The following is a 12,857-nucleotide window of genomic DNA, read 5'->3' as shown; positions in this document are numbered from 1 at the left end:
TTTGCAAAGGACAAATAAGGTACAACTACCAAAATTTAGTCTTATGTCAACAAATTTATTATCTACCTCTGTTGCTACTGGCTTTGGTGGAGTGGTTCAAGAATATCTCTGGAATTGGGAAAATCAGCAATTGCGTGTTGTTTATGAAACCCTTGGTAAAGGTTCACCGTTATTGCTATTACCATCTTTCAGCAGTGTTTCGACTCGCTTGGAAGTTGGCGAACTAGCCAAGTTACTAGCTCCCAATTTTCAAGTTGTAGCCATAGATTGGCCTGGATTTGGTGAATCTTCTCGCCCTAGCTTGAATTACCGACCGGAAATATATCAGCAATTTCTGGAAGATTTTGTCAAAGCTGTTTTTAATACTCCCATTACTGTAGTAGCGGCTGGTCATGCTGCTAGTTACGTTTTACAATTAGCCCTCAAGCAGGCTGCTTTCTCAAAAATTGTATTGTTAGCTCCTACTTGGCGTGGCCCTTTGCCGACAATGGGGGCAAGTCAGCAGATAGCTGGCATTGTGAGAGGATTGGTGCGATCGCCTATACTTGGTCAAGCTCTCTACAAACTCAACACTACCCCATCTTTATTAAGTTTTATGTACCGCCGTCATGTCTTTACTGACGCGGCTAAAATTACACCCAGTTTCATTGAGAAGAAATGGCAAACAACTCAACAGCCAGGAGCGCGATTTGCATCTGCTGCCTTTGTAACTGGTAATCTTGATGCTGTACACGAACAATCTGATTTTTTAGAACTTGTAAAGTCTCTAAGCATACCGCTCATGGTAGTAATTGGGGAATCTAGCCCCCCAAAATCACGAGAAGAAATGAACGCTTTGGTAGCTTTACCAGGAGTGAGAAGTGTTGTTATCCCTGGTTCTCTGGGATTGCATGAAGAATACCCAGCAGTTGTTTTAGAAGTAGTTCAAGATTTTTTATTATCTCCATAAAATTAAATCTTTACATTGCACCTTGGTGCGAGACTAGGATTATAGAACTAGCCCTTTCGAGATGGGTAAAAATATTAGTCAATAAATTCTTTTAAACCGCAGAGGCGCAGAGGACACAGAGAGAAGTAAATGCAGTTCTCGCACTTTTTCTCTCTGCGCTCTCTGCGCCTCTGCGGTTCGTTAAAAAAATGACTTTGACAAAGAGAAATAACAGCAAGTTCGCACAAAAATATAAAAAGATTTATCATGGGCGATAATGATTATCCATAAGGTGAGACAAGAGGAATTTAGAGTATGGTGGCTGACGTAATCGACAATTCAGTTCCCGTTACTGTTCTTACAGGCTACTTGGGAGCAGGTAAAACGACTCTACTCAATCACATCCTCACCTACGAACACGGCAAAAAAGTTGCTGTGATTGTCAATGAATTTGGGGAAGTGGGTATTGATAATCAATTGATTATCGATGCAGATGAAGAAATTTTTGAAATGAATAATGGCTGTATATGTTGTACAGTGCGTGGCGATTTAATTCGCATCATTGGCAATTTGATGAAGCGGCGCGATAAATTTGACCATTTAGTAATTGAAACAACTGGATTAGCCGATCCAGCACCAGTGATTCAGACATTTTTTGTTGATGAAGATTTACAAAGCCAACTGTCTCTAGATGCGGTGGTGACAGTCGTAGATGCCAAGCATATTTGGCAGCACTGGGATGCAGACGAAGCCCAAGAACAGATTGCCTTTGCTGATGTAATTTTACTTAATAAAACAGATTTGGTAGCGCCAGAAGAGTTAGATGAATTAGAAAAACGGATTCGGGCGATGAATGCGATCGCAAAAATCTACCGCACCCAAAATTCTGAACTAGGAATGGATGCTTTGTTGGGTGTAAAAGCCTTTGATTTAGAACGCGCATTAGAAATTGATCCAGATTTCTTAGGCGAAGATGCCCATGTACACGATGAAACTGTCTATTCTGTGGCTTTAGTAGAAGCAGGTGCAGTTGATGGAGAAAAATTAAACACTTGGCTTTCGGAGTTACTGCGTACCCAAGGCCCCGATATTTTTCGGATGAAAGGCATTTTAAATATTGCTGGAGAAGATAATCGATTTGTATTCCAAGGGGTACACATGATATTTGATGGCAAACCCGATCGCCCCTGGAAACCCAGCGAAACTCCCAAAAATGAACTAGTCTTCATCGGTCGCAACCTTGATGCAGCAAAACTCAAGCAAGATTTTCTCGCTTGTCTAGCTTAAGTTAGGAAAGGAGTGAATAAGGGAATAGGTTACAGCTTACAGGGTACAGATTATTCCCCATTCCCAATTCCCAATTCCCCATTTCCCTTTACAAATATGAACACCACAACCAGCAAATCTAAGGAATTTGAACAACACTATTCGGGGACACTTTCAGATTATGTAACTGCGATCGCTTGGTCGCCACAAGGTAAAACTTTAGCAGCAACTTCCGCCGCCGGTGAAGTCGTTCTGTGGAATGATGGCGAACTCACAACTTTACAAGCTGGTAACGGTAAATCTGTAGACTGTCTCGCATTTTCACCAGATGGAAAATTCTTAGCCGTTGGCGGACAGGATGGACAAGTAAAAATTTGGCAGAATACTGAATTAATCGCCACCTTGGAAAATGCCCCCGCATGGGTTGACAAGCTAGCTTGGAATTACACCAGCAATCAACTGGCTTTTAGTTTGGGGCGTTACGTCCAAGTTTGGGATGCAGATACTCGTGAAATTGTCGTGACGCTGAATTTTGACAACTCTTCCGTATTGGGTATAGATTGGCGCATTGACGGACAATACTTAGCCATTAGTGGTTATAAGGGAGTGAAGATTTGGCATAGTCAAAACTGGGATGAAGAACCATACAATCTAGATATGACTACTGTCAGCGTAGCTATGGCTTGGTCGCCTGATGGCAAATTACTGGCTTCTGGCAACATGGATCGTAGTGTCACCGTTTTGGAATGGAACAACCCCGACCCTTGGGTAATGCGTGGCTTCCCTGGTAAAATTCGCCAATTGGCATGGTCAGAAGCTATGACCAAAGTAGGTGCGCCAATACTGGCATCTTCTAGCGTTGAAGGTATTGTGGTATGGGAAAAACTAGAGGATGATACTTTAGGTTGGGAAGCACGAGTATTAACTAATCATGTAGGTGTAATTAATGCGATCGCCTTTGCACCAAAAAGTTTCCTTCTAGCTTCTGCTGCGGCTGATGGTTGGTTGTGTTTGTGGAACCAAGCCAAGGAAGTATCTCAAATTATCACAGGTGTCTCAGGAGGTTTTTCGACCTTAGCTTGGCATCCCCAAGGCAAGTTACTGGCCGCAGGCGGTGAGCAAGGCGAATTGGTTATTTGGTCAAAGGTTTTACGAGGTCAAGGATTTGGGCGCAGTTAAATAATACTCAGTAATTAAAGTTGAACCTCGGCAATTTATTGGTTATGCTGTATCACCAAAGGTATTTTTGTGTAAATTATGAACATAGTGAAACTGATTTTACTTGCTTTTCCCGCATTTCTGCTATCCATGCTGCTGATAGTTAATCCAGTAAACGCATCCAGCCTCAAATCTCTAGATGCTACACAAGTTGTTACTGTAACATCTACACATCAAATTCCTGATCTGGCAAGCCCGAACTTGATTCAAACATCCAATCCGATTAGTGATCAAGTTGGTTGCAATTGTGCAAACTGTGTTCAGTCTAAATTCCAATCGCTACAAGGCAAGCTGCCATCAGTCGGTTTTTAATAAAGTTAAAAGTTATGAATCTTGTAGGGGCACAGCAATCCTGTGCCCTTATTAATTATTAATTAGCTTTTTGTACATAGCGATCGCAACTGCGGCATCATTATTTAATTAAGGTCATACCTTAAAAACCAAGTAGGAAAGTATTTAGGTGAATCGCTAAATACTGAGAAACCTGCTGGTAAGCTAGTGAAGTTGGTGCGAACGCGAACAGTATGCCGTAGGCGATCGCAATCTGCACCCAAGCTGTTAAGCTCTTGTTCAAAGAGCTAGTCCGGGGATTAGAAAACTTGCTAGAGTGAACAGAGTTAGCCTTAATGTCTAATCGCCAAAACCTATACATCTCATGGATTTTGCTAATATTGCATCCCAGTTGAACGCTGGAACGATTTTGCCAGAGGGGATTGTTATTCTCACCCTCTTGGGGGTTTTGATTGTTGATTTGATTTTGGGGCGTACATCCGCGCGCTGGATTGGATATCTAGCGATCGCAGGTTTATTTGCTTCCATTGTCGCCCTATATTTTCAATGGGACAATCCTAATCCCATCTCTTTTACCGGTGGCTTTAATGGTGATGACCTGAGTATCGTCTTTCGCGGCATCATTGCCTTGTCTGCGGCTGTGACTATACTAATGTCAATTCGCTACGTCGATCAAAGCGGCACTCCTTTAGCCGAATTCATCGCTATTTTGCTGAGTGCTACTTTAGGAGGGATGTTTTTATCCGGGGCTAGTGAGTTGGTGATGATTTTCATCTCCCTAGAAACCCTGAGTATTTCCTCTTACTTGCTGACAGGTTATACCAAGCGTGACCCCCGCTCCAATGAAGCAGCGCTGAAATACCTGTTAATTGGAGCTTCCAGTACAGCAGTATTTTTGTACGGTGTATCACTGCTGTATGGATTATCTGGAGGACAAACTGAATTAAGTGCGATCGCAAATGGCATTGCCACAGCGAAACTGGGACAATCTTTAGGTTTAGTGATTGCCCTGGTTTTTGCGATCGCAGGTATTGGCTTTAAAATCTCCGCTGCACCCTTCCACCAGTGGACACCAGACGTTTACGAAGGCGCTCCCACCCCAGTCATCGCCTTTTTATCTGTTGGTTCCAAAGCAGCTGGGTTTGCCCTAGCCATCCGCTTGCTGACAACAGCCTTCCCTCTTGTTGCAGACGAGTGGAGATTTGTCTTCACTGCTTTAGCCGTTCTCAGCATGATTTTGGGTAACGTAGTCGCCCTAGCCCAAACTAGCATGAAACGAATGCTAGCTTATTCATCCATTGCCCAAGCTGGGTTTGTGATGATTGGCTTGATTGCTGGCACACAAGCCGGGTATGCCAGTATGATCTTTTACCTACTGGTTTACTTGTTCATGAACCTGTGCGGCTTTACCTGCATCATCCTGTTCTCACTGCGGACAGGAACTGACCAGATTGCCGAATACTCTGGCTTATATCAAAAAGACCCACTCTTAACGCTAGGGTTGAGTATTGCCCTGCTTTCCTTGGGTGGTATTCCACCATTAGCTGGGTTTTTCGGCAAGATTTACTTATTCTGGGCTGGTTGGCAAGCAGGACTTTATTGGTTAGTCTTACTGGGCTTAGTTACCACCGTCGTCTCCATCTACTACTACATTCGCGTAGTTAAGATGATGGTAGTCAAAGAACCCCATGAAATGTCCGACGCGGTAAAGAATTATCCACAAGTGCGTTGGGATTTGCCTGGACTAAGACCTTTGCAAGTCGGGTTGGTAATAACATTAATTGCCACTTCCCTAGCAGGGATTTTGTCAAATCCACTGTTTACATTGGCTAACAATTCCATCTCCAATACCCCATTTTTGCAAGCAACAATCAACAGTAATGTAGAAGCACAAAATCTACTGCTTTTGCCAAAGTTAGATTCGGTTAGTCAGTCTCAACCCTCAGTTGATTCTATCGCTAAGATTTAACCGATTCTCAATATAACTTTGTACTCAAAGACACGCCTGTTTGCTAATTAGCAGACAGGCATTTTTCATATATCTTAATACCAATTCCGCATGAAGATGCACCTATAAGACTTACGCAAAACAATGCCCCTAGAAGTGTTTTATGTAAGTCCTAAAATTTTATGAGACTTAGTTAACAGGTATCTTGATAACAAATTCTGCACCTTTTCCTGGAACAGAAAAACAGCTCAGTTGTCCGCCATGTTTTTCAACTATAATTTGATAGCTTACAGATAGCCCTAGTCCTGTGCCTTTACCCACGGTTTTAGTAGTGAAAAATGGATCGAATACCTTTGAGTGAACTTGTTCATCTATTCCTAAACCATTATCAGCAATACTAACCGCAATCCATTTTTCATTGATTACCTCAGTTTTGATTTGAATTTGGGGATTATTATTTGTCAGCTTTTGATTGTCCGTTGTTTGTGAATTGACCGCTAGCGCCTCAAGTGCATCGATCGCATTAGCAAGAATATTCATAAACACTTGATTAAGTTGACCAGGATAGCAAGTTACATTAGGTAGCTGACTATATTTTTTAATGACTTTGATTTCTGGGTACTCATGCCTAGCTTGCAGTCGATGCTCCAAAATCATTAAAGCACTATCAATTCCTTCGTGAATATCAACTGTTTTAAGTTCTGCTTCATCTAGTCTCGAAAAATTACGTAGTGATTTAACAATTTCCTGAATTCTCTCTGTTCCCACTGTCATTGACTGGAAAAGTTTAGTTATATCTTTAATCAGAAAATTTAAGTCTATTTCTTCTAGTTTCTGTTGAATTTCTGGAGGAGTATTTGGACAAACTTGTTGATAAATTTGCACCAATTTTAGTAAATCATCAGTATACTGATGAGCATGGTGGAGGTTCCCATGAATAAAACTGACCGGGTTATTAATTTCATGGGCAATACCAGCGACCATCTGACCTAAACTAGACATTTTCTCAGCTTGGATAAGTTGAGTTTGGGTAAGTTGTAGTTCCTTTAATGTTTCTTGTAAAGCAGTTGTCCGTTCCTCAACCCGAATTTCTAACTCTTGATTAGCTTTCCAGAGCGCTTCTTCCGCTTGTTTACGTCTCTGAACTTCTTTTGCTAACTCATCGATTTTCTGGTTTAGAAGAACAAAATTACTGCTAGCTAAAGTTCTATTTTCTAAGCGTAAGAGAATTAAACTTGAAGATTCAGGAGACCAAGGTTGAATAACAGCTCCTTGGCTACGACATATTAACGTTTGTCCATCATTCTTTCGTAAAGTCAAGGAGCCAATAACCATTGCTCTACTACTTGAACAAGCTTGCAGGTACTTTACAACATCGTCAGTAGCCTGAGTTACAAGTTCAATAAGCATTTTTCCCCGCAGTTCTTGACGACGTAACCCCAGCATATCTGCTACTGGTTGATTGGTCGCTAACAACTGACCTTCTCCACTGACCAGGAGTAAAGGTTCTGGTAAAACTCTGGCAAATTCAAGAAATTGTTCAGGAGTCATGGGGCTTCCAATTTCAGGGTTCGATTCTAATTTACATATCTGCACTCAAGCTTGTATCCTATGGTTAGGTTAATGATGAAGAGTTTATACAGATTCTAGTCCCCTAAAGTATTCTCGACCTTCTGCATCTTCTGCCTCTTCTGTAAATTTTAAGTAAACAATAACTTTGCATCCAGAAGCACCCTGTGCTATTGTTTCTTGCAATTCTACTTTCGCATATCCCAGATTATTCGCTGCGATCGTCCCAAAGACGTTTGAAGTCATCATACACATGGCAGGGCGATTAAGCACTTTTTCCCCAAATGGGCAGACGCGGTTGCCAAAGACAATTTTTTCATCATCCTGCTCAACAACATAAAAATCGCCCTGAATGCGTTTTTTTAAATCAATCAAGACATCAGCGACCTGCTTACGAGATAGTTTGGAGACTTCCAGAGCAGATTTGTAATCTTGGTCAAGCTGCGTAGCCATCCTTTCACCAACTACGCTAATAAATCCAGAAGCTTCTTCTAAGCCAACTACATCCTGCAAAGTGCCAGATAATTCTCTGATGAGTGTACGTAAAAATATATCGCGTTCTAAAGAAAGATTAAGCGTAGCTATGGAATGATTAAGTGCATTGGTCATAAATTTTAAGCATACAATTTGGGAACTACAGTTATAGAGTTCCCGAAAATGACCATAAAGTAACTGCTTGATAACTTTCTTTAGAAGATTTGGTGCTTGCTTGTGTTTATAATAAATTGTGATAGCGGTCACGATCACCTGATTCTACATTGAACATTTATTTTAACTAAAATTAATTTGAATAATTGATAGACTCCTCTAAGGGAACTGACACATTGCTGAAGAACTTCTTCAACTGCTGATAGAGAATTTGGATTGTTACCGTGACCTACTACTGTTTTAAACATAAAGGTTCCGATAACAGCACTTAGTATGATTAGGAAATGGGAAGTTTAATAATAAATTCTGAACCGTTTCCTAGTGCTGAATTTACCTCCAGGGTTCCTCCATGTTTTTCGACAACAATATGGCGAGCAATTGATAATCCTAATCCTGTGCCTTGACCCACAGACTTAGTGGTGAATAAATGGTCAAATATTTTTTCCTGGACATCAGCCGTCATCCCTACCCCATTATCTTTAATCCGAATTAAAATATGATTATTGTCTTCGGTAAGAGTGGTCTGAATCAGAATTTCATTAGGATTTGCTTCAATTTCAATATAAGTTCGTCCTATATTAGACTCCTCTAAAGCATCAATAGCATTAGCTAATAAATTCATAAATACCTGATTTAACTGTCCGATAAAGCATTCTAAATCTGGCAGAATATCGTAACTTTTAACTATTTTAATATCGGGTCGAGCCTCGGATGCTTTTAAGCGGTGTTTGAGAATCATAATTGTACTGTCGATGCCATCATGAATGTTGCAAAAAACTTTGCGATCGCTATCTGCACGAGAGAAAATTCTCAGACTAGTACTAATATTACGAATGCGCTGTACACCCTCTTTCATTGAAGAAATTAAGTTAGGTAGATCAGAAAGTATATACTTCAAATCTATCCCTGCAATTTCCTCTTGAATTTCTGGTACTGGATTAGGATAGTGTTGCTGATAGAGGTTAATAATATTAACCATGTCTTGGAAATATACTGAAGCATGTCCGAGATTGCCATGAATGAAACCAACTGGATTATTAATTTCATGAGCAACTCCTGCTACTAATTGGCCAAGAGCAGACATTTTTTCTGTCTGTACAAGCTGAAGTTGAGACTCTTGTAGGTCTTTTAATGCCCTAGACAAAGCTGCTGTCCTTTCTGCAACTCGTTTCTCTAAAGTTTTTGTGAGATTTCGTAATTGCAGATGGGTTTTAATTCTAGCGAGTAACTCTTCTTCATGAAAGGGTTTAGTAATATAATCAACTGCACCTATACTTAGACCCTTCACCTTACTATTAGTATCCGAGTTAGCTGTCATGAAAATTACTGGAATATCACAAGTAACTGAATTTTCTTTCAGCTTTTGACAGGTTTCAAATCCATCTATTCCTGGCATCATTACATCTAAGAGAATTAAGTCAGGCAGTATATCTTCAGCTTGTTGAACTGCCCTCTTTCCATTATTTTCTGTAACAACTTTAAAGCCGACATTTGTTAATATATCAAAGACAATTTTTAAGTTGGTAGTGGTATCATCTACCACTAAAATTAAACTATCTTCTGGGAGATTAAGCATTTGTAGATATGGCTTGTAATTCATGTATTTAAATTAAGTTAACTCCTTGTTTATTGTTTACTATTACCTGCGATCGCAGCTAAGTCACCTCTATTTTGCAGACTGACTGGCAAATTTATCCTCTGACAACCATATAGTTCCCAAAAACTCTGATAACAGCAACATTCTCACGCCAAATTGCTCTATGCAACTACAGGAGCGATCGCTCCAACATGGCTATCAACTACAAATCTGCACTTTCACTAGAGTCGAAGCTCCTCTTTTCTGAAGGCGATCGCTCTAAAATTAGTCATTATTACCCTTGTCTTTTTATAAAATTGTGCTATCTCAGAACAATTTAGTTGATGACATAAGTTATTTTTTTCAGTTAGTCAACAGTATTTATTATGAATAGCTTTTAATATTACTATTTTTATAAGAAAGAATATAATTACGTGTAATTACGGTTATCTTCTTTCAAAGAAAGTTTAACAATACTGCTTAAGTTTTGAAATATTCAGATAGATTTACGCACCACTCAAAGCAACGTAAATATCATTTCCATACTGTGGAGCGTATGGGCTTAAACTGAATTATTTTCAAAAAGATTTATATAGGCTCTCGATGAGTCTATTAATTTTCTTATTCTGTAATTTCTGTTCGCTACTTATAACTAATATATTTCTATGAAGGAACCACTTTCCTCTGATTTATATTGTCCATTTTCATCTCATATCAATGAGCATGTTGATGTTTTAGAAGAGTACGCTCTTGAATGGGTAACTCGCTTTAACCTCCTGGCAAATGAATCAGTTTATCAGCGCTTCACAAAGTCAAATTTTTTCATGCTAGTAGCAGGTGCTTATCCTTACTGCGATCTAGAAAAAATAAAGATTGCTAGTGACTTGTTCAGTTGGCTGTTTATTTGGGATGACCAATGCGATATGTCAGATTTAGGGCAACAACCTGAAGCACTCGAGCTTTTTCAAAAGAGATTTATTGAAGTATTAAATGGAGCAGAACTCAAAAGCAACGATATACATCTTAGCTATGCTTTAAGTGACCTCCGACAACGGATGCTCCAAATAGGGAGCATAAAATGGTTCCATCACTTTGTTTGCAGCTTTGAGGAATACTTCGCCGGATGTGTACAGGAAGCAATTAACCGCGCACAGGAAATTATACCGGATATTGATACTTATATCAGAATACGGAACTTAAGTTCAGCTGGCGATCTTACCGTAGTACTGATTGAATTTTGCGATCAATTGCTGATTCCTGATATTTTACGACAGCACGACATCTTCAAAAAACTCAAGGAGAAGACAATTAATATTCTTGCCTGGTGTAATGATATCTTTTCGTATGCTAGAGAAATGGCAAGTGGTGATGTTCACAATTTAGTATTAATATTGCACTATCAACAGCAAATACCTCTAGAATTAGCTATTAAGCGTGCAATCGAAGTCCACGATCAAGAGGTACAAGAACTAATTAAAATACAAGCATCTTTGCCCTCTTTTGGAGAAGAATTAGATGTTGAACTCGCAAAATACATATCAGGAATGTACGCCTGGATACGCGGAAATCTCGATTGGTACTTTAATTCTGAGCGCTATCAAACTATAGAAAGGCTGGAGTTAGTAGAAACTTTGGAGCTAGATGAACCTCAAAGTAATACGAAAATTTTATTACCATCCTGAGAAAAAATATACCATTTCAGCTAATATTTTTCACAATGCTCCCAATAATTTTTTTAAAATTGTAGTTGGGGGTATGTGAAATTTTACTGCTTCAAAGTTAATTGCTATTCATCCAAAATCAACGATAAAAGTAACGCAATTTCAGTATGAAAAATAAAATGCAGTTACCTAATCCACTCAATATCTCTCCTTTACTTCAGAAAATTCAGTGGGTTATAGATCCTGTTAGTTTTATGGAAAACGCGGCTCAACAATATCCCGACATTTTTACTGCTGAGGTAATTGGTTTTGGGGATACCGTGGTTTTTATAAACCATCCCCAAGCAATTCAGGAAATTTTAACTAAGGATAGAAAGAAGTTTTTTGCTGTTGCGGAAGCTAACAGAATTGCGAAACCCTTAGTAGGAGAATATTCAGTCTTCTTGCTGGAGGGCGATCGTCACAGACAGCGAAGACAATTAGTGATGCCTGCGTTGCATGGAGAGCAGATGCAAGGCTACGGTCAGAGGATCTGTAGTATCGCCGAAAAAGCTTTTAGTCAGTTACCACTAGATCAGCCCTTCTTAGCACGGAATTTAACACAGGAAATCTCGTTGCAAGTTATTTTACAAGTTCTCTTCGGCTTGGATGAGGGAGACAAACTTCAAAAATTTAATCATCTATTGCTACAGATGTTGAATCTTTTTCAGTCACCGATTACTTCTAGCGTATTCTTTTTCTCATTTTTGCAAAAGGATTTAGGAACTTGGAGTCCTTGGGGAAAATTTCTACATGATCATGAACAAATTGATCAATTGATCTACGCTGAAATTACCGAACGTAGGCAGCAACCCGATACAAAACGTGTTGATATTTTATCCATGCTGCTGTCAGCAAGGGATGATGCTGGTCAGCCGATGAGCGATCAAGAGTTACGCGATCATTTGATAACCCTAATAATTGCCGGTTATGAAACTACAGCATCAGCAATAGCTTGGGGATTATACTGGATTCACCAAAAGCCTCTAGTCCGTCAAAAGCTGCTTCAGGAACTCGATATCCTTGGTGATTTCCCAGATCCAATGAGCATTTATCGACTGCCGTACCTCACAGCTGTCTGTAATGAAACTTTGCGAATCCACCCTGTTCTCATGTTTTCGCTTCCTAGGATAGTGCAAGAACCTGTTGAACTCTTAGGACATCCTTTAGAGCCTGGCACTTTACTGCTTCCCAGTATTTATCTTATTCATCAGCGAGAGGATTTATATCCCCAGCCCAAGCAATTTAAACCAGAGCGCTTTGTTGAGAGGCAATTTTCTCCTTATGAATTTCTGCCCTTTGGTGGTGGTGTCCGTCGTTGTATCGGCGAGGTTTTGGCTCTATTTAAAATGAAGCTAGTATTAGCAACTGCCTTGTCACGCTATCAGTTAGCGCTAGTTGATCGGCGGCCAGAGCGGCCTCAGCGTCGAGGTTTCACCCTTGCACCAGCTAATGGCGTCAAGATGGTAGTTACAGGACGACGTGTGCGTGAGGAGCCTCTAGTGAATATGAAAACTACACCTGTCTTTTAGCGATTATCAGGTCTATTTTAATGAATATATAGCAATCAGAATTTAAACGTGAGAGAATACTGAGATTAAAAGTACGTATTTTAGAGCCTTCCAGCAATTTCCTCTCTCACGAATGATTTAAGATTGCTATAGGAATTACGCATTGACAGAAAAGACTAAATAGGGGTAATTCGAAAAACAA

General features: G+C 39.9%; 11 protein-coding genes. 7 read left to right on the top strand and 4 right to left on the bottom strand.

What is annotated here, in order from left to right:
• Positions 1–43: 43 nt before the first annotated feature.
• The 4 genes from FD724_RS21550 (at position 44) to FD724_RS21535 (ending at position 3,724) form a co-directional block, all read left to right on the top strand.
• Positions 44–949, top strand: a complete 906-nt coding sequence (locus FD724_RS21550; protein WP_179074051.1) for an alpha/beta fold hydrolase — start codon at positions 44–46, stop codon at positions 947–949.
• A gap of 294 nt (positions 950–1,243) precedes the next feature.
• Positions 1,244–2,215: a GTP-binding protein gene (locus FD724_RS21545; protein WP_114081175.1), complete on the top strand. Its 972-nt coding sequence runs from the start codon at positions 1,244–1,246 to the stop codon at positions 2,213–2,215.
• 96 nt (positions 2,216–2,311) lie between these two features.
• Entirely contained in the window at positions 2,312–3,373 is a 1,062-nt protein-coding gene (locus FD724_RS21540; RefSeq protein WP_179075579.1) for a WD40 repeat domain-containing protein, read from the top strand.
• Between the two features lie 78 nt (positions 3,374–3,451).
• Positions 3,452–3,724 (top strand): hypothetical protein, encoded by a 273-nt coding sequence (locus tag FD724_RS21535; RefSeq protein ID WP_179074050.1) that lies wholly within the window; start codon positions 3,452–3,454, stop codon positions 3,722–3,724.
• A 121-nt stretch (positions 3,725–3,845) separates the two neighbouring features.
• Here the strand turns inward: FD724_RS21535 and FD724_RS21530 are convergent, their stop codons facing one another.
• Positions 3,846–4,064, bottom strand: coding sequence for a hypothetical protein (locus tag FD724_RS21530; protein WP_179074049.1), 219 nt, complete (start codon positions 4,062–4,064; stop codon positions 3,846–3,848).
• A gap of 3 nt (positions 4,065–4,067) precedes the next feature.
• Here FD724_RS21530 and FD724_RS21525 point away from each other — a divergent pair, with 3 nt between their 5' ends.
• Positions 4,068–5,672, top strand: a complete 1,605-nt coding sequence (locus FD724_RS21525; protein ID WP_114081178.1) for an NAD(P)H-quinone oxidoreductase subunit N — start codon at positions 4,068–4,070, stop codon at positions 5,670–5,672.
• Positions 5,673–5,840: 168 nt separating this feature from the next.
• On the opposite strand, the gene FD724_RS21520 is transcribed toward FD724_RS21525, so the two are convergent.
• The 3 genes from FD724_RS21520 to FD724_RS21510 all read right to left on the bottom strand — a co-directional run bounded on the left by FD724_RS21520 (position 5,841) and on the right by FD724_RS21510 (position 9,444).
• Entirely contained in the window at positions 5,841–7,202 is a 1,362-nt protein-coding gene (locus FD724_RS21520; RefSeq protein ID WP_179074048.1) for an ATP-binding protein, read from the bottom strand.
• Positions 7,203–7,286: 84 nt separating this feature from the next.
• On the bottom strand, positions 7,287–7,829 hold the full coding sequence (locus tag FD724_RS21515) for a methanogen output domain 1-containing protein (RefSeq protein ID WP_114081242.1): 543 nt from the start codon (positions 7,827–7,829) through the stop codon (positions 7,287–7,289).
• 316 nt (positions 7,830–8,145) lie between these two features.
• Positions 8,146–9,444, bottom strand: coding sequence for a response regulator (locus FD724_RS21510; protein ID WP_179075578.1), 1,299 nt, complete (start codon positions 9,442–9,444; stop codon positions 8,146–8,148).
• A 665-nt stretch (positions 9,445–10,109) separates the two neighbouring features.
• On the opposite strand from FD724_RS21510, the gene FD724_RS21505 reads away from it, so the two are divergent.
• Both FD724_RS21505 and FD724_RS21500 read left to right on the top strand, forming a co-directional pair.
• The gene (locus FD724_RS21505; RefSeq protein WP_179074047.1) at positions 10,110–11,126 is read left to right on the top strand and encodes a terpene synthase; all 1,017 of its coding nucleotides are present in this window, start codon (positions 10,110–10,112) and stop codon (positions 11,124–11,126) included.
• Between the two features lie 158 nt (positions 11,127–11,284).
• The gene (locus tag FD724_RS21500) at positions 11,285–12,676 is read left to right on the top strand and encodes a cytochrome P450 (protein ID WP_179075577.1); all 1,392 of its coding nucleotides are present in this window, start codon (positions 11,285–11,287) and stop codon (positions 12,674–12,676) included.
• The last annotated feature ends 181 nt before the right edge of the window (positions 12,677–12,857 follow it).

Origin of the sequence: Nostoc sp. C057, from assembly GCF_013393925.1 — a bacterium.
Lineage (GTDB): Bacteria > Cyanobacteriota > Cyanobacteriia > Cyanobacteriales > Nostocaceae > Nostoc > Nostoc muscorum_A.
This window is presented reverse-complemented; position numbering and strand designations above follow the sequence as displayed.

Bases quoted from the DNA above. Each gene is read 5' to 3' on its own strand.
- FD724_RS21530 (WP_179074049.1), bottom strand. From the start codon at position 4,064: ATGTATAGGTTTTGGCGATTAGACATTAAGGCTAACTCTGTTCACTCT.
- FD724_RS21500 (WP_179075577.1), top strand. From the start codon at position 11,285: ATGCAGTTACCTAATCCACTCAATATCTCTCCTTTACTTCAGAAAATT.
- FD724_RS21525 (WP_114081178.1), top strand. From the start codon at position 4,068: ATGGATTTTGCTAATATTGCATCCCAGTTGAACGCTGGAACGATTTTG.
- FD724_RS21550 (WP_179074051.1), top strand. From the start codon at position 44: ATGTCAACAAATTTATTATCTACCTCTGTTGCTACTGGCTTTGGTGGA.
- FD724_RS21535 (WP_179074050.1), top strand. From the start codon at position 3,452: ATGAACATAGTGAAACTGATTTTACTTGCTTTTCCCGCATTTCTGCTA.
- FD724_RS21540 (WP_179075579.1), top strand. From the start codon at position 2,312: ATGAACACCACAACCAGCAAATCTAAGGAATTTGAACAACACTATTCG.
- FD724_RS21520 (WP_179074048.1), bottom strand. From the start codon at position 7,202: ATGACTCCTGAACAATTTCTTGAATTTGCCAGAGTTTTACCAGAACCT.
- FD724_RS21545 (WP_114081175.1), top strand. From the start codon at position 1,244: ATGGTGGCTGACGTAATCGACAATTCAGTTCCCGTTACTGTTCTTACA.
- FD724_RS21510 (WP_179075578.1), bottom strand. From the start codon at position 9,444: ATGCTTAATCTCCCAGAAGATAGTTTAATTTTAGTGGTAGATGATACC.
- FD724_RS21515 (WP_114081242.1), bottom strand. From the start codon at position 7,829: ATGACCAATGCACTTAATCATTCCATAGCTACGCTTAATCTTTCTTTA.
- FD724_RS21505 (WP_179074047.1), top strand. From the start codon at position 10,110: ATGAAGGAACCACTTTCCTCTGATTTATATTGTCCATTTTCATCTCAT.